Here is a 22,673-nt window from a genome sequence, read left to right on the forward strand (position 1 = left end):
GCCGGCGCCGCGGGTCAGGGGCGTAGGAACCCGGGCGCTGGTGGTGCCAGCACCCCTGCGCGACGTCGGGCGCGCCAGCAGGATGGGGGCGTGGATCGCCTGCGCCTGACCGGGTACGCCGTTGCCCAGCTCGTCCTCGCCTTCGTGCTGATCGTGCTGCTGGTGCTCTGGATCGTCGGCGGCGTGCTCGTCGTCATCTGGGTCGGGCTGCCCATCCTGGCCGGGACGGTGGTCGCGACCCGCTGGGTCGCGAACCTGCACCGCGAGATGGCCGCGCGCACGCTGGGCCAGCCGGTCCCGGTCCCGTACCGACCGCTGCCGGACGGCGGGTTCTTCCAGCGGGCACGGTCGGTCCTCGCCGACCCGATGACCTGGCGCGACCTGGCCTGGCTGTTCGTAGCGCCGGTCGTGGGCATCGTGGTGTCGCTGGTCGTCCTGATCCTGCTGCTGGGGATCGTCACGGGCTTCATCTGGTGGTTCGCGACGCCGCCGCTGATGGTCGCTCGGGCGCACTTCGACCGGTTCTTCCTCGCCTACAGCCGCACCGAGAAGCTCGAGCAGCGGGTGCAGCAGCTCACCGAGACCCGCGCCGACCTGGTCGACCACTCCGCGGCCGAGCTGCGTCGGCTCGAGCGCGACCTGCACGACGGCGCGCAGGCTCGGCTGGTCGCCCTGTCGATGAGCCTCGGCATGGCCGACGCGGCCTTCGACGAGGACCCGGACGCGGCCCGGCGACTGGTGCAGGACGCCCGGGCGACGACCGCGGGTGCGATCGGCGACCTCCGCTCCGTCGTCCGCGGGATCCATCCGCCGGTGCTGGCCGACCGCGGCCTCGGCGGCGCGGTGCAGGCGATCGCGCTGGACATGGCGATCCCGGTGAGCGTCGCCGTACGCCTCGACGGGCGGCCGCCGGCGCCGGTGGAGTCGGCGGTCTACTTCGGCGTGGCGGAGTGCCTGGCGAACGTCGGCAAGCACTCCGGCGCCGCGAACGCATGGATCACGCTCTCGCACGAGACCGTCGATGGAGCCGGCGTGCTGCGGGCCGCCGTCGGCGACGACGGGCGCGGCGGCGCGGACCCCGAGTCCGGAACCGGCATGCTGGGCGTGATGCGGCGGATGGCCGCGTTCGACGGCACGATGTCCGTGTCGAGCCCGGCCGGCGGCCCGACCCTGGTCACCCTGGAGGTCCCGTGCGTCTTGTCCTCGCCGAAGACCACGCCCTCCTCCGCGCCGGGCTGATCCAGCTGCTCGAGGGCAACGGCTTCGAGATCCTGCACGCGGTCGACAACGCCGCGTCCCTCGCCGTCGCGCTGCGGGACCCCGCGGCCGAGGCGGCCGTGCTCGACGTACGCCTGCCGCCGACCCAGACCGACGAAGGACTGCGCGCGGCCATCGAGGCGCGCGGCGCCCGGCCCGGCTTCCCGGTGATGGTGCTCTCGCAGTACGTCGAGCAGCTCTACGCCCGCGAACTGCTGGCCAGTGGCGTGGGCGCCGTCGGCTACCTGCTCAAGGACCGGGTCTCGGACGTCGCCGAGTTCGTCGACGGCGTGCGCCGGGTGGCCGCGGGCGGCACCGTCCTGGACCCGGAGGTGGTCGCGACCGTGATGGCCCGGCAGCGCGAGGAGCCGCGAGACCGGCTCTCCCCACGCGAGCAGGAGGTGCTCGCCCTGATGGCGGAGGGGCGCTCGAACGCAGCCATCGGCGTACGCCTGTCGGTCACCGAGAAGGCCGTCGCCAAGCACATCAACAGCATCTTCACGAAGCTCGACCTGCCCCTCGACGAGGACGACCACCGGCGCGTCCGCGCGGTGCTCGCGTGGCTGCGCGTGTAGTCGTCACGATGTGACGGCCGAAGTCACGCCTCACGGATGAGTGCACCACCAACCCACCATCCGAGGAGGACCTGATGCCCAGCGCATCCCGCTCGACCACACCGGTCGGCATCGACATGGACGTCGTCGAGGGCCGCTACGCCGAGCTCGACGACCACACCGTCTCCTTCGAGACGTTCAAGCAGGACCTCGACGTCACGCCGTACTTCCGCGGCCTGCCCGGCGACGCCTGCACCTGCGAGCACGTCGGGTACGTGATCTCGGGGCAGATCACGTTCCGGTGGCCCGACCACGAGGAGACGTACGTCGAAGGCGACGCCTACGTCGCCGGCCCGGGCCACCGTCCGCTGATCGCCGCCGGTACGTCGGTCGTTGAGTTCAGCCGGACGGCTGACCTGCAGCCGGTGATGGCGGCCATCGGCCGCAACATCGAGGCGATGGCGGGTGCCGGGTCATGACGGCCGTCGAGGCGCTGCCCGCGCTTGAGGGCGGCCTGGGCGACCTCGCCCGGGACGTCGTGACCTGGCTGGAGACGGGGGTCCGCCCGGACTCGATGTTCGCCGACGACGTATTCGCCGACCTCACCGTCCCTCAGTGGCGGCTCCAGGCGCAGGGTGCGGACGCCGCGTTCCACCTGCGCGAGGACAGCCACCCGTTCCCGGGCGAGGTCCGGGTCGAGGCCCTGGATCGCACCGCGCGCGGCTTCCTCCTGCAGTTCGAGGAGCGGTGGGAGTCCGAGGGGCAGCGGTGGTACTGCCGCGAGCTGATCCACTGCGGGGTCACCGACGGCCGGATCAGCGAGCTCACCGTCTCGTGCACCGGCGACTGGGACGAGGAGCGGCAGCGCCGCCACGCCGACCAGGTGCGGCTGCTGCGGCCGTGACCTAGCCTCACGACCATGGCGAGCGTCCCGGCGTCCGCGTCGTCGCTGCTGGCCCGTGCCGAGGCGGCGTGGGCGAGCGGGGACGGCGCGTCCGCCATGACGTGGTTCGACCGGGCCGCGGAGGTCGCGGAGCAGCAGGACGACCTCCCGCGCCGGGCGGCCGCGGTCCTCGGCCTGGCTCGAGGCCAGGAGTACAACCTGACGCCGGGGCTGCTGCCGGTCCGGCTGCACGCGGCGTACGACGCCGTCGAGGACCCGGTGCTCCGGGCCCGGCTCGCCGCGGCCCTCGCACGTTGCTGGGCCTACGCGAACCAGCCCCGCCGGGCTCGGCCGTTCGCGATCGAGGCGCTGCACCTCGCCGAGCGCGAGGACGAACCGGTGCTGCTGGCGGACGCCCTCGACGCGGCGCTCGCGTCACACTGGGGACCCGACGACATCGCGCTCCGCCGGGACTGGGCGGCCCGGCTGGACGACGCCGCGGCCCACCTGGCCGACCCGGGTGCCCGGCTGCAGGCCCAGCTCTGGTCGCTCACCGTCGCGTGGGAGGTGCTCGACCTGCCGCGGATGCACCGGTCGGTGCACGCGCTCGAGCAGCTGGCGGAGGAGTCACCGCGGGCCGCGTTCTTCGCCGCGAGCCGCCGGCTGCCGGTCGAGCTGCTGCGCAGGAACCTCGACGCCGCCGGTGTCCTCGCTCAACGCGCTGCCGCCGCGGCTGACGAGGCGGTGATCCCCGATGCGTCCGGCGTACTCCACTCGATGCGCGGCTACACGGCCTACTTCAGCGGCGATCGCGACGGGTGCGCCGCCGAGGCACCCGCCTTCGAGCACTACGGCGTCGACCTGGGGGTCGCGACCGTGCGGGCCGAGGCGACCGTGATCTGGCTCGGCGCCGGTCGGCTCGACAAGGTCGCGGAGATGATCGGGGCCTTCACGCCCGAGGTGCTTGCGACGCTGCCGCGGGACAGTGACTGGCTGCTCGTCCTCCAGTGTGTCCTCGAGGGCGCACTGGCCATCGGCGACACCGGCACGACGGCGGCGGTGCTCGCGCTGCTGGCACCGTACGCCGGGCGCTCGGTGGTCAACGCCGGTGCGGTGATGTGGCACGGGGTCACCGACGACACCCTCGCCCGGGCGCACGCGTTGCTCGGTGACGCGGACGCGGCTGACCGGTACCGAGCGGCCGCGCTGGCGACGTACGAGCGGGTCGGCGCGACCTGGTGGCGGGACCGGCTGCTCGGCGCGCTCCCCGCGGGGGCGGTGGCGGCCGCGGACGTCGTGACGGTCCATCTGCACCAGCAGCCCGGTGGCCTGTGGCTGGTCGGGCGCGAGGGCGCGACGTTCGTGCTGCCCCGGATGCGCGGCCTCGTCCACCTGCACGCGCTGCTCGACCGGCCCGACGCCGACCTGCCTGCCGCGGCACTGATGGGCGACGTCGTCGTCGAGCAGGCCCCGCTGGAGATCCTGGACGAGGAGTCCCGCCGCGTCCTGGGCGCTCGCCTCTCGGCGCTGGACGCCGAGCTCGCGGACCGCGACCGACCGGAGCTCCGCGAGGAGCGCGACGCGGTCGCGGCGTACCTCGCGGGCGGGTCCGGGTTGCGTGGCCGCAGCCGGACCACGGGGTCGCACGCCGAGCGGGCCAGGGTCGCCGTGCGCAAGGCCATCGTCGCCGCGCTGGCCAGGATCGCCGAGGCGGACCCGTGGCTGGGACGCCATCTGCGGGACCGCGTCCACACCGGCTTCGAGTGCCGCTACGAGTCGGACCCGGACCGTCCGGTCAACTGGGTCCTGGAGCCCCCGCCGGGCTGAGGGCGAGGACGGGCAGTTCGTTCGTTCCTGCCCGCGGCGCACGGCCCGGACGAGTACCTGGACGTGCGGGAGTGGCGGGCCCAGGTCGATGCGCACGTGGTCCTGCTGGACCGGGTTGCCGCCACCGGAACCACTCAGTTGGGCCACGGCACCCAGCTGACCTACGGTGCTACCGTCCAAAGGCCTGCCGTCGCATGGGGCACAGGACGCGGGCGTGAGCGAGCTCGGGAGCCCACATGACCATGCCCACCCGGCTCGGGGACACGACACCGTTGTCGCCCGGGACCACGGATCCCCGACGTCTCGACGCGCTGCTCGCCGAGGTCGGCGTGCTGCTGAGATCGGGCGAGTACACGACCGACGAGCGCGAGGGCGTGCTGCTCGACGTCACGGTCGGGAACGTGCGGTGCCTGCTCGTCCACCAGGAACCCGCGCTACGCGTGACCCTGTCGCCGCGCGAGCGGCAGATCGCGCTGATGGTCGCGCACGGCCGGACCAACCAGGCGATCGCGACCTCCCTCGACATCAGCGTCTGGACGGTGTCGACCCACCTGCGCCGGATCTTCGCGAAGCTCGCGGTCTCCTCGCGCGCCGAGATGGTGGCGCGGCTGCTCGCCGACCACGACTACTGGCCGCTCGTGGCCCCGGAGCTCTAGTCCAGGAGCTCGCGGACCGCCGTCCGGCCGGCCCCGGGGTCGGACGCGGCGAGGGCGGCCTCGGCGGCCTCCTCGCACAGGTCGAGCGGGACGCCGGCGAGCCGCGCGCCCACCGGTCGTACGGCGGCCGCGGCCATCGACAGGGACGTGATGCCCATGCCGACGAGCACGCAGGCGAGCAGCGGGTCGGCGGCCGCCTCGCCGCAGACGCCGACCGGCTTGCGGGCCTGGCGGCCGGCCTCCGCGGTGATCGCGATCAGCTGGAGCACGGCGGGCTGCCACGGGTCGGTCAGGTGCGCGAGGTCGGTCGCCATCCGGTCGGCGGCCATCGTGTACTGCGTGAGGTCGTTGGTGCCGATCGAGAGGAAGTCCACGGCCTCCAGCATCCGGTGGGCGAGCAGGGCGGCGCTGGGCACCTCGACCATCACCCCGGCCTTCAATCCGCGGGCGTGCACCTTGCCGGCGAACTCGTGGGCCTCGGCGACGGTCGCGACCATCGGCGCCATCACCCACGTCTCGGTCCCCGTGGCGGCCGCCGCCGCGGCGATCGCATCGAGCTGCCGGTCCATCAGTCCGGGGTTGTCGAACGACAGCCGCAGGCCGCGCACGCCGAGCGCCGGGTTCTCCTCGCCGTCGTGGGTGGCGAAGCCGACGGGCTTGTCCGAGCCGGCGTCCAGGGTGCGCACGACGACGTACCGACCCCCGCCGTGGAAGGCGTCGAGCACCCCGCCGTAGATCGACGCCTGCTCCTCGGCCGACGGCTCCTCCTTCCGGTTCAGGAAGCACAGCTCGGTGCGGAACAGCCCCACCCCCTGGACCGGGGCGCTCGCGGCCCGGCGGGCGGACTCGGCGTCGGCGACGTTCGCGAGGATCTTGACCGGCACGCCGTCCGCCGTCCGGCCCGGTCCCTCCCACGCGGCGAGCGCGGCCCGCTGCTCGGCGTCTGCGGCGACCCGCGCCTCGGCGTCCGCCGCGTCGGTCTCGACGGTGCCGGCTGCCCCGTCGACGAGCAGCGGGGTGCCGTTCGCGAGCGCCGTCGCGCCGCCGACGCCGACGACGCACGGGATCGCGAGCTGGCGGGCGATGATCGCGGTGTGGCTGGTCGGCCCACCGCGCTCGGTCACGAGTGCCAGCACCACGGCCGGGTCCAGCCCGGCCGTGTCGGACGGCGCGAGGTCCTCGGCGACCAGGACACAGGGCGCCTCCGGTGCGCCGACGCCCGGCTCGGGCTCACCGACGAGGTGCGCGGTGATCCGCCGCTCGATGTCGCGCAGGTCGGTCACCCGCTCGGCCATCAGGCCACCCATGCCGGTGAACACGGTGACGAACTGCTCGACCCCGGCGTGCACGGACGCGAGCAGGTCGTCACCGCCGCGCAGGTGCTTGCTCACCGCACCGCGCAGCCCCTTGTCGCGGGCCAGCCCGGCGCTGGCGGTGAGCACCTTAGCGGCGTCGCCGGACACCCCGGCGGCCTTGCGGATGAACCCGTCCGCGACCGCCTGCGCGGCCTGGTCGTACGCCGCCAGCGCGGCCTCGGCGTCGGCGTACTGCGAGGTGTCGAAGCGGGCGACCGCCTCGGGCGAGACCTCGGCACGCACGACGAGGGCCGGCGCGAACGCGACGCCGGGGACGACCGGGGTGCCGCGCAGGAGGGTGTCGGTGGCCATGACCACAGTAAACGCCCGACCGCCCTTGACAGTCAACACATTCGGGCGTAAAACAACAGATACAAAGATCGAAGGAGCCAGCCGACAATGTACGCCGAAGAGCGCCAGCAGGCCATGGCCCAGCTCGTCACCGAGCAGGGCCGGCTCTCCGTCGCCGCGATCGCCGAGCGGTTCGACGTGACCACCGAGACGGTCCGCCGCGACCTCTCGGTGCTCGAGCGGATGGGCCTCCTGCGCCGCGTGCACGGCGGCGCGGTGCCGGCCAGCTCGCTCGCGGTCATCGAGTCCGGGCTCGGCGAGCGCGACCAGGCGAACACCGCCCAGAAGGAGCTGGTCGCCAAGGCCGCCCTCGAGCAGCTCCCGCCGCCCGGCGGCACCGTGCTGCTCGACGCGGGCTCCACCACCGCCCGGCTCGCCAGCCTCCTCCCCCGCGACCACCGCCTCACGGTGATCACCCACGCGGTCCCGATCGCGGCGCGGCTCGCCGCGCACCCGCAGATCGAGCTGCACCTGCTGCCGGGCCGGGTCCGGACCACGACCCAGGCCGCGGTCGGCGCCGACACCGTCACGGCGCTGCACCGCCTGCGGGTCGACGTCGCCTTCCTGGGCACCAACGGCATCACGGTCGAGCACGGCCTCTCCACCCCCGACCACGACGAGGCCGCGGCCAAGCGCGCGATGGTCGGCGCGGCGCGCCGCGTCGTCTGCCTGACCGACGCCAGCAAGGTCGGCTCCGAGGCCGCGATCCGGTTCGCCGCCCTCGACGAGATCGACGTGGTCGTGACCGACGGCGGCGTCGACCCGGCGGACCGCGAGGCGTTCGAGGCCGCTGGTCCCGAGGTCGTGGTCGCGTGATCCTGACCCTCACCGCCAACCCCAGCCACGACCGCACCGTCGTGCTCAGCGGGCCGCTCGAGCGGGGTGCGGTCATCCGCGCGGACGCGGTGACCTCGCAGGCCGGCGGCAAGGGGGTCAACATCTCCCGCGCCTGCGTGGCCGCCGGCGTGCCGACGATCTCGGTGCTCCCCGCCGCGAAGGACGACCCGTTCGTGCTCGAGCTCCTGACCGCCGGCATCGACTGCCGCCCCGTCCACCACGACGGCGCGCTGCGCGTGAACATCACCGTCACCGAGCCCGACGGCACCACCACCAAGCTGAACAGCCCCGGCCCGCAGCTGACCGACGCCGTACGCCGTGAGCTCGGCGAGTCCCTGCGCCGCCGCGCCGCCGCGGCCGACTGGGTCGTGCTCGCCGGCTCTCTGCCCCCCGGCACCCCGCCCGCGTGGTACGCCGAGCTCGTCGTGCTGCTCCGCGCCAGCGGCGCCCGGGTCGCCGTCGACACCAGCGACGAGCCCTTGCGCGCACTGGTGGACCGGCTGCCGGACTCGGCGCCGCACCTGATGAAGCCCAACGGCGAGGAGCTCGCCTCGTTCACCGGGGACGACCCCGACCTGCTCGAGGCCGACCCGCTGGCCGCCGCGAAGGCGGCCCGCACCCTGGTCGAGTCCGGCGTCGAGACCGTGCTCGCCACCCTCGGCGCCCGCGGCGCCGTCCTCGTCACCGCCGACGGCGCCTGGTCCGCCGAGCCGGTGCCGGTCGAGGTCGTCAGCACCGTCGGTGCCGGCGACTCGAGCCTCTTCGGATATCTGCTGGGCGAGCTGCGCGGACGTCGTCCGCAGGAGCGACTCGCACTGGCCGTGGCCTACGGCAGTGCCGCCGCAGGCCTACCAGGGACAACGATCCCGCAACCCCATCAGGTCCGCCCCGAGCTCGTCCCGGTGCGCGACCTGGACATCACCCAGGGAGGGTGACACCCATGCAGGACCTCATCACTGCCGACCTCGTGCGCCTCGACGCCGATCTCGGCGCGGACCGGCACGACGTGATCCGTGCGCTCGCCGGCGTCGTCGGCGACGCCGGGCGCGCCACCGACGTCGACCAGCTCGTCGAGGACGCGTTCGCCCGCGAGGCGACGTCCGGGACCGGCCTCCCCGGGGGCATCGCGATCCCGCACTGCCGGACCGCCGGGGTGGCCGAGCCGGTCCTCGGCTTCGCGCGGCTGTCCCCGACGGTCGACTTCGGCGCCAAGGACGGCCCGGCCGACCTGGTGTTCCTCATCGCGGCACCGGCCGGCGGCGACAACACCCATCTCCAGCTGCTCACCAAGCTCGCCCGCGCACTGGTGAAGCCCGCGTTCACCGACGCGCTGCGCGCCGCCACGACGCCCGACGAGGTCGCCGTACTCGTGAACGACGTGGTGAGCGCGGCGCCCGCCGCCAAGCACGCCGCCCCGGCCGCACCGGAGAAGAAGCACTCGCTGGTCGCGGTCACCGCCTGCCCGACCGGCATCGCGCACACCTACATGGCCGCCGAGGCCCTCGAGGCCGCCGCGTCCCGCGCCGGGGTCGACCTCCAGGTCGAGACCCAGGGCTCGGCCGGCGCCAAGCCCCTCGCGCCCGGCACCATCGCCGCGGCCGACGCGGTGATCTTCGCCGTCGACGTCGGCGTGCGCGACCGGCACCGGTTCGCGGGGAAGCCGCTCGTCTCCTCCGGCGTGAAGCGGCCGTTCGACCAGGCCGACCAGATGATCGCCGAGGCCCTTCGGTACGCCGACGACCCGAACGCCCCGCGCGTCGAGGGCTCGGGTGCCGGCGCCGGTGACTCCGTCGGCACGGGCGGCGGGGCCGGCGAGAGCTGGGGCGGCCGCACCCGCCGGGTGCTGATGACCGGCGTGTCGTACATGATCCCGTTCGTCGCGGCCGGCGGCCTGCTGATCGCCCTGTCCTTCCTGCTGGGCGGCTACGAGATCGCCAACGACAACAACTACGGCGAGATCGCGGTCAACAACTCCTTGTTCGACCTGCCGAGCCCGTCCGCGTTGGGCCTGGACCACGCCCTGTTCGGGTCCGGGCTCGCGGCCTACATCGGCGCACTGTTCTTCGTCATCGGCAAGACCGCGTTCATGCTGTTCATCCCGGCGCTGGCCGGCTACATCGCCTACGCGATCGCGGACCGCCCCGGCATCGCACCGGGCTTCGTGATGGGCGGCCTGGCCGGCAACATCTTCGCCGTGCAGTCGTCGGGCGACAGCCCGGTCGCGATGCCGGCCACCGGCTTCATCGGCGCGATCATCGGCGGCGTGCTCGCCGGGGTGGTCGCGCACTGGATCGGCGGCTGGAAGGTGCCCACCTGGGCGCGCGGCCTGATGCCGGTGATGGTGATCCCGCTCTTCACCTCGGTGATCGTCGGCCTGCTGATGATCATCGTCTTCGGCAAGCCGATCGCCTGGCTGATGGACCAGCTCACCCAGGGCCTGAACTCGCTCAACGGCGGCAGCGCCATCGTGCTCGGCGTGATCCTGGGCCTGATGATGGCCTTCGACATGGGTGGCCCGCTGAACAAGGTGGCGTACAGCTTCGCCGCAGCCGGCGTGGGCACGGCCGGCGCCGCGAGCGACTCCCCGGAGCTGAAGATCATGGCCGCGGTGATGCTCGCGGGAATGGTCCCGCCGATCGCGCTCGCGCTGGCCACCGTCCTGCGGCCGCGGCTGTTCAGCTCGGCCGAGGACGAGAACGGCAAGGCCGGCTGGGCCCTCGGGCTCTCGTTCATCACCGAGGGCGCGATCCCGTTCGCCGCTGCGGACCCGCTGCGCGTGATCCCGGCGATCATGCTGGGCAGTGCCGTGACCGGGGGGCTGTCCATGGCGCTGGACGTCGCGGTCCGGGCGCCGCACGGCGGCATCTTCGTGCTGTTCGCCGTCCACAACATCCTCGGCTACTTCATCGCCCTGGTCGCCGGCACCGTCGTCGGCGCGATCGCCGTCATCGTCCTGAAGTCCATCGGCACCGAGGATCCCGAGACCGCCGACCGCGAGCTCGTCACCGCCTGATCGTCAAGCCCGGATCGTCAACGCCTGATCGTCAACCCCGGATCGTCAACCAAGGAGCACGAATGCCCAGCAAGACCGTCGCCGTCGGCTCGTCCGTCGGCCTGCACGCCCGGCCCGCCCAGCTGATCGCCGAGGCAGCCGAGGAGCTCGGCGTCGAGGTGCTGATCGGCATCCCCGGCGACGAGCCGGTGGACGCCAGCTCCTCGCTGCTGATCATGACCCTGGGCGCCGGTCCCGGCGACCTGGTCGAGGTGAGCAGCGACGACCCGGGCGCCCTGGACACGATCGTCGCCCTCGTCGAGAAGGACCTGGACGCCTGACGGGCTCAGCGGAGGTGCACGCGCGCCAGCTCGCGCGCGTGCACCTCGGCGCTGTCGATGACCGGGAGCGCGCTGTCCTCGGGCCCGATCAGCAGGCCGATCTCCGTGCACGCGAACACGACGGCCTCCGCCCCCTGCTCGGCCAGCCGGTCGATGACCTCGACGTACCGCTGGCGGGACGCCTCACGCACGACGCCCTGCGTCAGCTCGTCGAACACGATCGCGTCGACCATCGCCCGCTCCTCCTGGCCCGGGACGACCGTCGTGACGCCGTGCCGCGCGAGGCGGTCTGAGTAGAACGTCTCCTCCATGACCCACCGGGTCCCCAGCAGGCCGAGCGTGCCCCAGCCGTGGCGCGCCGCCTCGGCCGCGACCGCGTCGCCGATGTGCAGCAGCGGTACGTCGATCGCCGCCTCGACCTGCGGTGCGACCTTGTGCATCAGGTTGGTGCAGATCGCCACCGTCGTCGCGCCACCGGCGACGCACCGGCGCCCCGCCTCGGCGAGCAGCGCCGCCGCGGCGTCCCAGTCGCCGCGCACCTGGCAGTCGCGGACCTCGGCGAAGTCCAGCGACTGCAGGGCGATGCGGGCCGACGCGTGGCCACCCCCGGCGGCGGCGACCTCCTCGTTGATCAGCCGGTAGTAGGTCGCGGTCGAGTGCCAGCTCATCCCGCCGATCAGTCCCAGGGTCTCCATGACGTCCATGCTGCGCGATGGACCGACCCCGAGGAAGACTGTGATTCCTGAACGCATCCCTTAGCTGGTCTAATACCCTCATGGACCCGCGTCGCGTGCTGCTCTTCCGCACCGTCGCCCGGTCGGGCTCACTGAGCGCGGCCGCGCGTGACCTCGGGACGACCCAGTCGGCCGTCAGCCAGCAGCTGCGGCTCCTGGAGCGGGAGGCGGGCGGCCCGCTCCTGGTGCGCACCCCGCGCGGCACCCAGCTCACCGAGGCCGGCGCGACCCTGCTCGCCCGCGCGGACACCGTGCACAACGCCCTCCACGACGCGCGCGAGGAGCTCGGCGCCCTGGCGGACCTGCGCTCCGGCACCGTCCGGCTCGCGGCGTTCCCGTCGGCCGCGGCCACCCTCGTGCCGTCGGCCGTCCGCGCCCTCCACGACGAGCACGCCGGCGTCCAGGTGACGCTCGTGGAGCAGGAGCCGCCGGAGGCGTCGGCCGCGGTGCTGGCCGGTGACGTGGACGTCGCCCTGGTCTTCGGGTACGACGGGCCGTCCGACGACGACGGGTCGCTGGCCTGGGTGCCGCTCGGCGTCGAGCCGTTGCACCTGGTCCTCGCCCGCGACGGGGCGGTCCCGGCCCGCGCGACCTCGACCTGGCTGGCCGGCCAGGACTGGGTCGCGGGGTGCGAGCGTTGCCGGCAGCACCTGGTCGAGCGCTGCCGCGACGCCGGGTTCGAGCCCCGCCTCCTGCACGAGAGCGACGACTACGTCGTGGTGCAGAACCTCGTCGCCCACGGTCTCGGCGTCACGGTGCTCCCCCAGCTCGCGCTGACGGCGTTCCGCCACCCGGACGTCGAGGCCCGGCCGGCTCCGGCGTTCGGCGAGCGGCACGTCGGCATGGTGCACCGGCCCGGAGCCGAGTCCGTGCCCGCGGTCCGCGCGCTCATGGAACGGCTCCAGGCCGCGGCGTCCGACGTGCTCAGCCCGCGGCGCGCAGGTCGAGGTACACCGCACGCACGCCGACGGCCCGCTCGAGCTCCCGGGTGACCCCGCCGAAGAACTGCTTGCGGTAGTCCTCGTCGGTCACGGTCGAGACCATCAGGTACAGGCCGGAGAACGACGCCAGGAACACCGACACCTGGAGCAGCGCGCGCGACTGCGTGAACGGCGGGCTGGTCTGCCAGGTGTTCAGCACCGGATCCGTCATCGTGATCGACCCGAGCAGCATGAGGAAGGCGAAGACGGTCAGCGAGAGCAGCACGACCTGGACCGTCTGGACGATCATCAGCACCAGTATCAGGTTCCAGCGCTCGTAGCCGGTCACCTCGGCGTACGCCGCCGGGTCGGCGTCGGGGTCCTCGACGAGCTCACGGCAGTGCGCCTCGAGCGGCGTGCCGCGACAGGCCCGCAGCAGCAGCGCGTCGTTCACGTCGTCGTCGGCGCGGTCGACCTCCTCGGGCAGGCGGACGAGCAGGAACCCGATCGCCAGCGCCGAGAACAGGGCCACGACCAGCCAGAGCGACGCGACCGACAGGTTCGAGGCGACCTGCCACACCTCGGTGTTGATGAACAGGAAGGTGATCGCGAGCAGCAGGAGCGGCAGCGCCCTGGTGGTCATCGGCAGGACCCGCCGGAGGCTGCCGAGAGTCCGGCCGAGGCTCCACGTCACGATCTGCCGGGCGTGCAGCGCGGTCAGCGCGTACCAGAGCGTGGCCGCGGCGCCGAGCGCGACGAGGGTCGCGGGCGCGGCGCTGAACTCGCCGGACACCCACGCGAGCGCGACGCCCGCGGCGGCCGCGAGCAGCGCGACCAGCACCACGAGCGGCAGCGTGCGCCGGAGCCGCAGCGCCTTCCGCACGTCGGCCCGCCGCTCCGGCACGAAGTAGGACAGGCCGTGCGCGAGGAACCACGCGTCCGTGGCCGCGAGGGTCTCCTCGCGGGTCACGTCAGCAGCTCGCGGGCGCGGTCGACGTCGGCCGTCATCTGCTCGACCAGGGCCTCGATCGAGTCGAACGCCACCATGCCGCGCAGCCGCTCCACGAAGCTCACCTCGACCTGGACGCCGTACAGCTCCAGGTCGTCGCGGTCGAGCACGTAGCTCTCCACGCGGCGCTCGCGGACCCCGTCGAAGGTCGGGTTGGTGCCGACGCTGATCGCGGCCGGGTAGGACTCACCGGTGTCCAGGCGGCGCAGCCGGCCGGCGTACACGCCGTCCGGTGGGGCGGCGGTCATCACGGACGTGGGCACGTTCGCGGTCGGGAAGCCGAGCTCGCGGCCGCGCTGGTCGCCCTGCACGACGGTGCCGCGCACGGTGTACGGGCGGCCGAGGGCCTCGGCGGCACCCGCGACGTCACCGGCGGCCAGGCTCATCCGGACGTACGTCGAGGACCACACCTGGGGGCCACCGTCCAAGGGGATGCCCTCGGCGGTGAAGCCGTACCGCTCCCCCGTCTCGCGCAGCGTCGCGACGTCGCCGGCCGCCTTGTTCCCGAACCGGAAGTTCGCGCCCACGACGACGGCGGCCGCGTGGAGTCCGTCGACGAGCACGCGCTCGACGAACTCCTCCGGGGTCCACGAGGCGACGTCGCGGTCGAACGGCAGCGCGAAGACCGCGTCGGCACCGCAGTCGCTGAGCAGCTCGGCGCGCTCCTCCAGCGAGGTGAGGGTGGTCGGAGCGTGCTCGGGGCGCAGCACCGCCATCGGGTGCGGGTCGAAGGTGACCGCCACGACCGCGAGGCCGCGCTCGTCGGCGAGCTCCCGAGCCCGGGAGACGACGTGCCGGTGACCGAGGTGCACCCCGTCGAAGTTGCCGATCACGACGGCGGTCGGGCCGAGGTCGGCCGGGACCTCGTCGAGGCTTCGCCAGATCTGCACGCCGGGAAGACTACCGAGCGGGGTCAGCCGGTGAAGACGGCGACCGCTTTCGCCACGCCGCCGCGGGGTTCGTAGAGCGCGAGGAACTCGCCGTCCGGTGCGAAGACCGCGGTCAGCCCGGCGAGCTCGAGGTCGAGCGCGCGGCCGTACCGGACGTCGATCGCCCGCGCGTCGTCGAGCTCGAGCGAGCTGAACGCCGCCCGGGCCGCGGCCGCGATGGGCAGCACCGCGAGCTCCTCCTCGAGCTCCTCGAGGGTGTGGGCCGCAGCCAGGTCGTACGGCCCGACGGCGGTACGCCGCAGCGCGGTCAGGTGTCCCCCGACGCCGAGTCGCGCACCCAGATCACGGGCGATCGCGCGGACGTAGGTGCCGCTGGAGCAGCGCACCGTGATGTCGAGCTCGGTGGCGTCGGAGACCCGCACGTCGGTCACGGTGAGCTCGTGCACCGTCACGGGGCGCGCCTCGAGCCGGACGTCCTCGCCCTCGCGCACCCGCTGGTAGGCGCGCTTGCCGTCGACCTTGATCGCGGACACCGCCGTCGGGACCTGCATCAGGTCACCGACCAGCTCCGCGGCCGCCGCCCGGATCGTCGCCTCGTCGAGCCCGTCGGTGGTGCTGGTCGCGACGACCTCGCCCTCGGCGTCGTCGGTCGTCGTGGCCACGCCGAGCCGGACGGTCGCGTCGTACCGCTTCTCGGTGAGCATCAGGTGCCCGAGCAGCCGGGTCGCCCGGTTGAGGCCGAGCACCAGCACGCCGGTCGCCATCGGGTCCAGCGTGCCGGCGTGCCCGACCTTGCGGGTGCCGGCCAGCCGGCGTACCCGCGAGACGACGTCGTGCGACGTCATCCCCCCGGGCTTGTCGACGACGACGAGGCCGTCGGTCACTCGTCCTCGTCGGGCTCGTCGTCCCCGGCCTCGCGCGGCTTCTTGTAGGGGTCGGGCTCGCCGGCGTACGCCGCGCCGCGCTCGGCCGCGAGCTGCTCGTCGAGCTGCTTGGCCTTCGCGAGCACCTCGTCGAGGTGCCGCGCGTTCTCCGGCAGCGCGTCGTGGATGAACGTCAGCGTCGGCGCGTGCCGCATGCCGAGCTGCTTGGCGACCTCGGAGCGCAGCAGTCCCTTGGCGGACTCGAGCGCGGCCGCGGACGCCTCGCGGGCGGAGTCGTCCTCACCGGCGTCCAGGACCGTGTAGAAGATCGTGGCCTGCTGGCTGTCGCCCGTGACGCGCACGTCGGTGATGGTGACGAAGCCGAGCCGCGGATCCTTGATCCGGCGCTCCAGCATCTCCGCGACGATCACCTGGATCCGGTCCGCGATCTTGCGGACGCGAGGGTTGGTCATGGTTCCTTCTTACTCCTGGACGCCGAGTCGGCGCAGCCTCAGCTGAGACTGCGCCGACTCGGGATGGATCAGCTGCGGGGGATCTCCCGCATCTCGAACGCCTCGATCACGTCGCCTTCCTTGATGTCCTGGAAGTTGCGCAGCACCAGACCGCACTCGAAGCCCTCGCGGACCTCGGACGCGTCGTCCTTCTCCCGCTTGAGCGACGCGAGGTCGAGGTTGTCGGCCACCACGGCGCCGTCACGGATGACGCGCACCTTGGCGTTGCGCCGGATCACGCCACTCGTGACCATGCAGCCGGCGATGTTGCCGATCTTCGACGAGCGGAAGATCGCGCGGATCTCCGCCTGGCCGAGGGTCGACTCCTCGTACTCCGGCTTGAGCATGCCCTTGAGCGCGGCCTCGATCTCCTCGATGGCCTGGTAGATGACGGTGTAGTACCGGATCTCCACGCCCTCGCGGTCGGCCAGCTCCGTCGCCTTGCCCTGCGGGCGGACGTTGAAGCCGATGATGATCGCGTCGGACGCGGCCGCCAGGTCGACGTTGGTCTCGGTGATCGCACCGACACCGCGGTCGATGACCCGCAGGCTGACCTCGTCGCCGACGTCGATCTTGGCCAGCGCGTCCTCGAGCGCCTCGACCGAGCCGGACACGTCGCCCTTGAGGATGAGGTTGAGCTCCTGGCTCTCGCCCTTCTCCATGGAGGCCATGAAGTCCTCGAGGGTACGGCGGACGCGACGCTTGGCCTGCATGGCCGCCCGCTCCCGCGCCTCGCGCTTCTCGGCGATCTGGCGCGCCATCCGGTCGTCGTCGACCACGATGAAGTTCTGACCCGCGCCGGGGACGGCGGACAGGCCGAGCACCATCGCCGGCCGCGACGGACCGGCCTCGGCCAGCTCGTTGCCGTACTCGTCGAGCATCGCGCGGACGCGGCCGTGGGCCGGTCCGGCGACGATCGAGTCGCCGACGTTGAGCGTGCCGCGCTGGACGAGCACGGTGGCGACCGGGCCGCGACCGCGGTCCAGGTGCGCCTCGATGACCAGGCCCTGCGCCTCACGACCCGCGTCTGCACGCAGGTCCAGCGACGCGTCGGCCGTGAGCACGATCGCCTCGAGCAGCTTGTCGAGGTTGAGCTCGGACTTGGCCGAGACGTCGACGAACATCGTGTCGCCGCCGTACTCCTCGGGCACCAGGCCGTACTCGGTCAGCTGGCCACGGACCTTGGTCGGGTCCGCCTCCGGCTTGTCGATCTTGTTGACCGCGACCACGATCGGGACGCCGGCCGCCTTGGCGTGGTTGAGCGCCTCCACGGTCTGCGGCATCACGCCGTCGTCGGCCGCGACCACGAGGACCGCGATGTCCGACGACTGCGAGCCGCGGGCACGCATGGCGGTGAACGCCTCGTGACCCGGGGTGTCGATGAACGTGATCTTGCGGTCGTCGCCGTCGACCTCGGTGTGCACCTGGTACGCACCGATGTGCTGGGTGATGCCACCGGCCTCGCCCGCGACGACGTTCGCGCTGCGGAGCGCGTCGAGGAGCTTGGTCTTGCCGTGGTCGACGTGACCCATGACGGTGACGACCGGCGGCCGCGCCACCAGGTCCTCCTCGTTGGTGTCCTCGTCGTCACCGAACTCGATGTCGAAGGACTCGAGCAGCTCGCGGTCCTCGTCCTCGGGGGAGACGACCTGGACGACGTAGTTGAGCTCCTCGCCGAGCAGCTCGAGGGTCTCGTCGTTCACCGACTCGGTCGCCGTGACCATCTCGCCGAGGCTGAACAGCATCTGCACCAGCGAGGCGGCGTCGACACCGATGCGCTCGGCGAAGTCGGTCAGCGAGGCGCCGCGCGGCAGGCGGACGGTCTCGCCGTTGCCCTTGCGGACGCGGATGCCGCCGATCGTCGGGGCCTCCATGGCCTCGAACTCCTGGCGACGCGCCCGCTTCGACTTGCGACCACGGCGCGACGGGCCGCCCGGGCGACCGAAGGCACCCTGGGTCTGGCCACGCTGGCCGGGGCGACCGCCGCCGGGGCGACCGCCGCCGCTCGGGCCGAAGCCGCCGGGACGACCCGGAGCACCGGCACCGGCACCACCCGGGGCGCCACCGCGACCCGGAGCGCCGCCACGACCCGGAGCACCACCGCGACCCGGAGCGCCACCGCGCGCCGGGGCGCCGGAGCGACCACCCGGGCCCTGGCCGAAGGCGGCCGGGGACTTGGGCATCATGGCGGGGTTCGGGCGCGGCATGCCCGGGCGCGCGCCGGCAGCCGGCGGACGCGGCGGGCGGTTGTCGCCGCCACCGGTCGCGGGCGCCGGGCGGGCGGGCTCGGGCCGACGGCCCATGCCCTGGCTGGGCGCGAACGGGTTGTTGCCCGGGCGCGGTGCCCCCGGACGGCCGACCGGCCGCGGGGCCGGCGACTTGGGCGTGCCGTCGGCCGGACCCTCGGCCGCGGGGGCCTCGGGCTCGGAGGTCGGCTCGGCCGGCGGCTCCTCGGCCTTCGGGGCCGGCTTGGGGCCGGGCTTCGGCGCCGCCGTCTTCGCGGCGGGAGCAGCCTCCTCCGCGGGCGCCTCGGCGGGCGCCTCGACGGCCTCGGGCTCCGCGACCGGAGCGGCGGCAGCCTTCTTGGCCGGCGCCTTCCTGGCCGGCGCGGGCTTCCCCGCGGCCGGCTCGGCCGGCGCGGCGGGAGCCGCCGACGCCTCGGACTTCAGCTTGTCGCCGTACTCCTTGCGGAACCGCATCTCCGCGGGGAGCTCGACGGTCGAGCTCGCCGACTTGACGAACTCCCCCATCTCCTTGAACTTCTCGAGAACGAACTTGCTCTCGACACCGAACTCCTTGGCGAGTTCGTGAACTCGGGTCTTAGCCACGCTTCTCCTTCTGGCCTGAGACCCGGGTCCAGCCTTGTCGCCGGGGGGTGATTCAGACCGTTAGTGGTTGTGCATGCTCATCGGGAAGTACTCATCGAGTGCTCATGAGCTGCTGCTCCAGTTTCTGTGTCAGGTCGGTCGATCAGATGTCTGCGCCGAGGTGTTCAGCGAGCGGGGCGCTGGTCAGCCCTGGCCCCTTCCCCGCGAACCGCAGGGCCCGGGCGAAGGCTCGCCGGCGCACCGCGAGCTCAAAGCACTCGGTCGTGGGGTGCAGGTGCGCCCCGCGGCCGGGAGCGGTGGCCTCCGGATCGGGCACGACGGCCGGGTGGCCCTCCGCGTCCGAGCCGACGGTCACCCGTAACAACTCAGCCTTGGCGGCCCGTGCCCGACATCCCACGCAGGTCCGGACCGGCCCCGCCGGGGCGGGGAGTTCCGGGCATGCAGAAGGAGTGTGTTCACGCGCCACTGCCGTCAACCTTACCGCGATCGCGCCAGCTATTCGAACCGGGAGCCCCTGCCGCCCCCGGTCGGGGTGGCCGGGACCGCTCAGTCGTCGGCGGGCGCCTCGTCGGAGCGGATGTCGATGCGCCAGCCCGTCAGGCGCGCGGCGAGCCGGGCGTTCTGGCCCTCCTTGCCGATCGCCAGCGAGAGCTGGAAGTCCGGTACCACCACCCGGGCGGACCTGGCCTCGGCGTCGACGACCTCCACCGACGTGACCCGGGCCGGCGAGAGCGCGTGCGCGACCAGGTCGGCGGGGTCGTCGGACCAGTCGACGATGTCGATCTTCTCGCCGTGCAGCTCCGACATCACGTTGCGGACCCGCTGGCCCATCGGGCCGATGCAGGCGCCCTTGGCGTTCACGCCGGGTGCGGTCGACTTCACGGCGATCTTGGTGCGGTGTCCCGCCTCGCGGGCGATCGCCGCGATCTCGACCGTGCCGTCGGCGATCTCGGGGACCTCGAGCGCGAACAGCTTCTTGACCAGGTTCGGGTGGGACCGCGACAGCGTGATCTGGGGGCCGCGCATGCCCTTGCGGACCGACACGACCAGGCACTTGATCCGGGTGCCGTGCTGGTACCGCTCCCCGGGGACGCGCTCACCGGCCGGGAGCAGCGCCTCGAGCTTGCCGAGGTCGACCATCACGTCGTCGGGGTTCCGGCCCTGCTGGATGATCCCGGAGATGATGTCGCCCTCCTTGCCGGAGAACTCGCCGAACCGGATGTCGTCCTCCGCGTCGCGGAGCCGCTGCAGCATGATCTGCTTGGCGGTCGTGGCCGCGATCCGGCCGAACCCCTCGGGCGTGTCGTCGTACTCGCCGAGCGTGTTGCCCTCGTCGTCGACCTCCGCCGCCAGCACCGTGACGTGACCGGTCTTGCGGTCCAGCTCGACGCGGGCCTTCTCCTGGGCGCCCGGCGTCTTGTGGTACGCCGTCAGCAGGGCCTGCTCGATGGCCTCCACGAGCACGTCGAAGGAGATCTCCTTCTCGCGCTCCAGCATCCGCAGGATGCTCATGTCGATGTCCATCAGGCCTCCTCGCCATCCACGTCGTCCCCGTCGTCACTGGCACGGCGGTTGAACTCCACCTGCACCAGCGCCTTCTGCACCTCGGCGTACTCGACCTGGCGCTGCGCGCCGTCGACGTCGAGCGTGACCTGCTCCTCGGTCGAACCGCCGATCCGCCCGGTCACCGATCCGCCGTCGGCGAAGGTGACCTTGACCAGCCGGCCGGCGTTGCGGCGCCAGTGGCGCGGCAGCGTCAGGGGCCGGTCCACGCCGCGCGAGGTGACCTCGAGCGTATAGGGGTGCTCACCCATCACCTCGGACCCGTCGAGGACCCGGTTCACCTCCCGGGTCGCCTCGGCGACCTCGTCCAGCGTCACGCCGCCGTCCTTGTCCACGGCGACCCGCAGGATCCGGCGCTTGCCGGCCGGAGTGATCTCGACGGCCTCGATGTCGAGGCCCAGGGCACGCAGGGGGTCGTCGAGCTCCGCCTCGATCCGGTCCCTGGTGGCGTCCTGCTTGGCGCTGCTCACGGGCGGGCGACCTCCTTGTGCTGTTGTTGGTCGCCACGATAGCGGCTGACGATCCACTCGATAGGGTCGGCGCCGTGTCCGTCGGTCCGCTCCTCCCCCGCCGTACGGCGCTCGCCCTGGCCGCGGCCGGACTGGTCGCCGTGACGGGCTGCGACGACCGGGCGACCCCGACGCCGTCGGCCACCCCGACGGCCGACCCGGACGTCGCGCTCGTGGAGAAGGTGATCCGCCGGCTGCGGCACGCCCAGCACGTCGCCGAGGCGGGCGGCGAGTCGGAACTGGCGGTCCTGCACCGCACCCACATCGAGGCTCTCGACGGCACGACCTCCGAGGGCAGCTCGCCCGCGAAGTCGGCTCCGGGCGCCGTCCGTGGCGAGGAGCAGCGGCTCCAGGAGTACCTGGAGGGCGCCGCGCTCGCCGCGGCCAGCGGGGCCCTCGCCCGGCTGCTCGCCTCGATGTCGGCGGCCGTCGCCCAGCGGCTGGCGCAGGGGCTCGGATGAGCGAGACCGACGCCCTCCAGACGACGCTCGCCGCCGAGCACGCGGCCGTCTTCGTGTACGGCGTGCTCGGCGGCCGCACCTCACGCGCCGCGACGCCGGAGCTGTTCGACTCCGTCACCGCCGCCTACGCCGCGCACCGGGCCCGCCGCGACCACCTGGTCCGCGAGCTCACGGGGCTCGGCGAGGACCCGGTCGCGGGCGAGGCGGCGTACGACGTGCCACAGCCGCTGGACACACCGGCGCAGGTCGAGCGCGCCGCCCTGGACCTGGAACGGTCGTGCGCCGCGACGTACGCGTACCTGGTGGCCACGACGGTCGAGGACCGACGGCGCTGGGCGATCGACGCGCTGAGAGAGACAGCGGTCCGCGAACTCGTCTTCCGGGGAACTCCCGAGACGTTCCCCGGAGGCGACGAGTACGCGGACCGCTGAGGCCTGGACTGAGGCCGGTGAGCGGTTCCCCGCCGGGATGTGGGGGGACTGACGGGAGGACCGCTCTTGCAAAACTATGCAACAGGGTGCAGCGAGGCGCGACCACTTCCGTTCCTCACCTTTCTGCATTGCAGAAAGGTGCAGTTCGGCGCCGGTCAGGACCAGGCGCGGACCACGTCCGCGATCTCCGCCAGGCGGTGCACGACGGCGTCCGGATCGCCCTCGGTGTGGCCGACCTGCTCGGCGGGGATCCGGCTCAGCGGGATGTGGATCGCGCGCATCCCGACGCTGCGCGCGCCGTACACGTCGTCGAAGAGCCGGTCGCCGACGTAGACGCAGGTGGCCGGGTCGTCGACGCCCACGGCGGCCATCGCGGCCCGGAAGGCGTGCGGCGACGGCTTGGTCCACGGGATCTCGCTCGTGTAGACGTCGCCGTCGATGAGGTGGTGGACCCCGTCGCGCCGGAAGAAGCCCTCGTGCCACGCGCGGGGCCAGATGGTGTTGGAGAGGACCCCGACCCTGATGTCTTCCGCCCGGAGCCCCTCCCAGAGCGGGCCGACCTCGGGGTCGGTCCGGGTGTGCGGCTCCCAGAACTCGTAGTACGCCGTGAGCAGGTCGGGGTCGTGCTCGAGCCCGGCCTCGGTGAAGAGGTACGCGAGCGTCGAGCTCTGCTGGTGGTCGCGGGAGCGGCCCCAGATCGCCTGGTTCGCCTCGTGCAGCCGGGCCTGGGAGACCTCGACCTCGTGGTCGACGTTCACGACCGCCTGGGCGAGCGCGAGCGACTCCGCGTGGAAGTCCACGTCGTGCCAGGCGGTGAGCGTGCCGCCCCAGTCGAAGATGACCGCCCGGACGGTCACGCGGGCACCCCGTCCGGTCCGGAGCGTAGCGAGCGATCTGGTG

At 73.2% G+C, this 22,673-nt stretch carries 24 protein-coding genes; 13 read left to right on the top strand and 11 right to left on the bottom strand.

What is annotated here, in order from left to right; genetic code table 11:
- The first annotated feature begins 90 nt into the window (after positions 1-90).
- The 6 genes from ACVW2K_RS18840 (at position 91) to ACVW2K_RS18865 (ending at position 5,177) form a co-directional block, all read left to right on the top strand.
- A complete protein-coding gene (locus ACVW2K_RS18840) occupies positions 91-1,239 on the top strand; it encodes a sensor histidine kinase (RefSeq protein ID WP_457203564.1) in 1,149 nt (382 codons plus the stop codon).
- Positions 1,191-1,832 (top strand): LuxR C-terminal-related transcriptional regulator, encoded by a 642-nt coding sequence (locus ACVW2K_RS18845; protein WP_457203565.1) that lies wholly within the window; start codon positions 1,191-1,193, stop codon positions 1,830-1,832. Before ACVW2K_RS18840 ends, ACVW2K_RS18845 begins: the two co-directional genes overlap by 49 nt.
- A 74-nt stretch (positions 1,833-1,906) precedes the next feature.
- The gene (locus ACVW2K_RS18850) at positions 1,907-2,290 is read left to right on the top strand and encodes a cupin domain-containing protein (RefSeq protein ID WP_028636065.1); all 384 of its coding nucleotides are present in this window, start codon (positions 1,907-1,909) and stop codon (positions 2,288-2,290) included.
- The gene (locus ACVW2K_RS18855; RefSeq protein ID WP_457203566.1) at positions 2,287-2,715 is read left to right on the top strand and encodes a hypothetical protein; all 429 of its coding nucleotides are present in this window, start codon (positions 2,287-2,289) and stop codon (positions 2,713-2,715) included. Before ACVW2K_RS18850 ends, ACVW2K_RS18855 begins: the two co-directional genes overlap by 4 nt.
- Before the next feature lie 15 nt (positions 2,716-2,730).
- Positions 2,731-4,521: a hypothetical protein gene (locus tag ACVW2K_RS18860; RefSeq protein ID WP_457203567.1), complete on the top strand. Its 1,791-nt coding sequence runs from the start codon at positions 2,731-2,733 to the stop codon at positions 4,519-4,521.
- A gap of 236 nt (positions 4,522-4,757) precedes the next feature.
- Positions 4,758-5,177, top strand: coding sequence for a helix-turn-helix domain-containing protein (locus tag ACVW2K_RS18865; RefSeq protein WP_457203568.1), 420 nt, complete (start codon positions 4,758-4,760; stop codon positions 5,175-5,177).
- On the opposite strand, the gene ptsP is transcribed toward ACVW2K_RS18865, so the two are convergent.
- Positions 5,174-6,844 (bottom strand): phosphoenolpyruvate--protein phosphotransferase, encoded by a 1,671-nt coding sequence (gene ptsP, locus ACVW2K_RS18870; protein ID WP_457203569.1) that lies wholly within the window; start codon positions 6,842-6,844, stop codon positions 5,174-5,176. The two genes, ACVW2K_RS18865 and ptsP, sit on opposite strands and share 4 nt — an antisense overlap.
- A gap of 87 nt (positions 6,845-6,931) precedes the next feature.
- Here ptsP and ACVW2K_RS18875 point away from each other — a divergent pair, with 87 nt between their 5' ends.
- From ACVW2K_RS18875 to ACVW2K_RS18890, 4 genes are all read left to right on the top strand, one after another.
- Positions 6,932-7,699 carry a DeoR/GlpR family DNA-binding transcription regulator gene (locus tag ACVW2K_RS18875; RefSeq protein WP_457203570.1) on the top strand — a complete coding sequence of 256 codons (768 nt, stop codon included), beginning with the start codon at positions 6,932-6,934 and terminating at the stop codon, positions 7,697-7,699.
- Positions 7,696-8,655, top strand: coding sequence for a 1-phosphofructokinase family hexose kinase (locus ACVW2K_RS18880; RefSeq protein ID WP_457203571.1), 960 nt, complete (start codon positions 7,696-7,698; stop codon positions 8,653-8,655). The genes ACVW2K_RS18875 and ACVW2K_RS18880 overlap by 4 nt, the downstream gene beginning before the upstream one ends.
- Positions 8,656-8,660: 5 nt before the next feature.
- Positions 8,661-10,733, top strand: a complete 2,073-nt coding sequence (locus ACVW2K_RS18885) for a PTS fructose transporter subunit IIABC (protein ID WP_457203572.1) — start codon at positions 8,661-8,663, stop codon at positions 10,731-10,733.
- Positions 10,734-10,795: 62 nt separating this feature from the next.
- The gene (locus ACVW2K_RS18890; protein WP_028636073.1) at positions 10,796-11,053 is read left to right on the top strand and encodes an HPr family phosphocarrier protein; all 258 of its coding nucleotides are present in this window, start codon (positions 10,796-10,798) and stop codon (positions 11,051-11,053) included.
- A gap of 5 nt (positions 11,054-11,058) precedes the next feature.
- Here ACVW2K_RS18890 and ACVW2K_RS18895 read toward each other — a convergent pair whose 3' ends face one another.
- Positions 11,059-11,748 carry an aspartate/glutamate racemase family protein gene (locus ACVW2K_RS18895; protein ID WP_457203573.1) on the bottom strand — a complete coding sequence of 230 codons (690 nt, stop codon included), beginning with the start codon at positions 11,746-11,748 and terminating at the stop codon, positions 11,059-11,061.
- 80 nt (positions 11,749-11,828) lie between these two features.
- On the opposite strand from ACVW2K_RS18895, the gene ACVW2K_RS18900 reads away from it, so the two are divergent.
- On the top strand, positions 11,829-12,779 hold the full coding sequence (locus tag ACVW2K_RS18900) for a LysR family transcriptional regulator (protein ID WP_457203574.1): 951 nt from the start codon (positions 11,829-11,831) through the stop codon (positions 12,777-12,779).
- Here ACVW2K_RS18900 and ACVW2K_RS18905 read toward each other — a convergent pair.
- The 8 genes from ACVW2K_RS18905 to rimP form a co-directional block, all read right to left on the bottom strand.
- A complete protein-coding gene (locus tag ACVW2K_RS18905; RefSeq protein ID WP_457203575.1) occupies positions 12,712-13,677 on the bottom strand; it encodes a hypothetical protein in 966 nt (321 codons plus the stop codon). The two genes, ACVW2K_RS18900 and ACVW2K_RS18905, sit on opposite strands and share 68 nt — an antisense overlap.
- The gene (locus ACVW2K_RS18910) at positions 13,674-14,606 is read right to left on the bottom strand and encodes a bifunctional riboflavin kinase/FAD synthetase (RefSeq protein ID WP_457203576.1); all 933 of its coding nucleotides are present in this window, start codon (positions 14,604-14,606) and stop codon (positions 13,674-13,676) included. Before ACVW2K_RS18910 ends, ACVW2K_RS18905 begins: the two co-directional genes overlap by 4 nt.
- A gap of 23 nt (positions 14,607-14,629) precedes the next feature.
- The gene (truB, locus tag ACVW2K_RS18915; RefSeq protein WP_457204093.1) at positions 14,630-15,451 is read right to left on the bottom strand and encodes a tRNA pseudouridine(55) synthase TruB; all 822 of its coding nucleotides are present in this window, start codon (positions 15,449-15,451) and stop codon (positions 14,630-14,632) included.
- A gap of 35 nt (positions 15,452-15,486) precedes the next feature.
- Entirely contained in the window at positions 15,487-15,942 is a 456-nt protein-coding gene (gene rbfA, locus ACVW2K_RS18920) for a 30S ribosome-binding factor RbfA (protein WP_457203577.1), read from the bottom strand.
- Between the two features lie 68 nt (positions 15,943-16,010).
- Complete coding sequence (gene infB, locus ACVW2K_RS18925; protein ID WP_457203578.1) at positions 16,011-18,809, bottom strand: translation initiation factor IF-2; 2,799 nt, start codon at positions 18,807-18,809, stop codon at positions 16,011-16,013.
- A 142-nt stretch (positions 18,810-18,951) separates the two neighbouring features.
- The gene (locus ACVW2K_RS18930; protein WP_457203579.1) at positions 18,952-19,275 is read right to left on the bottom strand and encodes a YlxR family protein; all 324 of its coding nucleotides are present in this window, start codon (positions 19,273-19,275) and stop codon (positions 18,952-18,954) included.
- A gap of 80 nt (positions 19,276-19,355) precedes the next feature.
- A complete protein-coding gene (gene nusA / locus ACVW2K_RS18935) occupies positions 19,356-20,333 on the bottom strand; it encodes a transcription termination factor NusA (RefSeq protein ID WP_028636081.1) in 978 nt (325 codons plus the stop codon).
- The gene (gene rimP, locus ACVW2K_RS18940; RefSeq protein ID WP_028636082.1) at positions 20,333-20,842 is read right to left on the bottom strand and encodes a ribosome maturation factor RimP; all 510 of its coding nucleotides are present in this window, start codon (positions 20,840-20,842) and stop codon (positions 20,333-20,335) included. Before rimP ends, nusA begins: the two co-directional genes overlap by 1 nt.
- Positions 20,843-20,916: 74 nt before the next feature.
- Here rimP and ACVW2K_RS18945 point away from each other — a divergent pair, with 74 nt between their 5' ends.
- On the top strand, positions 20,917-21,342 hold the full coding sequence (locus tag ACVW2K_RS18945) for a hypothetical protein (protein WP_457203580.1): 426 nt from the start codon (positions 20,917-20,919) through the stop codon (positions 21,340-21,342).
- A complete protein-coding gene (locus ACVW2K_RS18950; RefSeq protein WP_036569270.1) occupies positions 21,339-21,773 on the top strand; it encodes a ferritin-like domain-containing protein in 435 nt (144 codons plus the stop codon). Before ACVW2K_RS18945 ends, ACVW2K_RS18950 begins: the two co-directional genes overlap by 4 nt.
- 155 nt (positions 21,774-21,928) lie before the next feature.
- On the opposite strand, the gene ACVW2K_RS18955 is transcribed toward ACVW2K_RS18950, so the two are convergent.
- Positions 21,929-22,630, bottom strand: a complete 702-nt coding sequence (locus ACVW2K_RS18955; protein ID WP_457203581.1) for an HAD family hydrolase — start codon at positions 22,628-22,630, stop codon at positions 21,929-21,931.
- Between the last annotated feature and the right edge of the window lie 43 nt (positions 22,631-22,673).

It is taken from the genome of Nocardioides sp. HB32 (assembly GCF_054058995.1).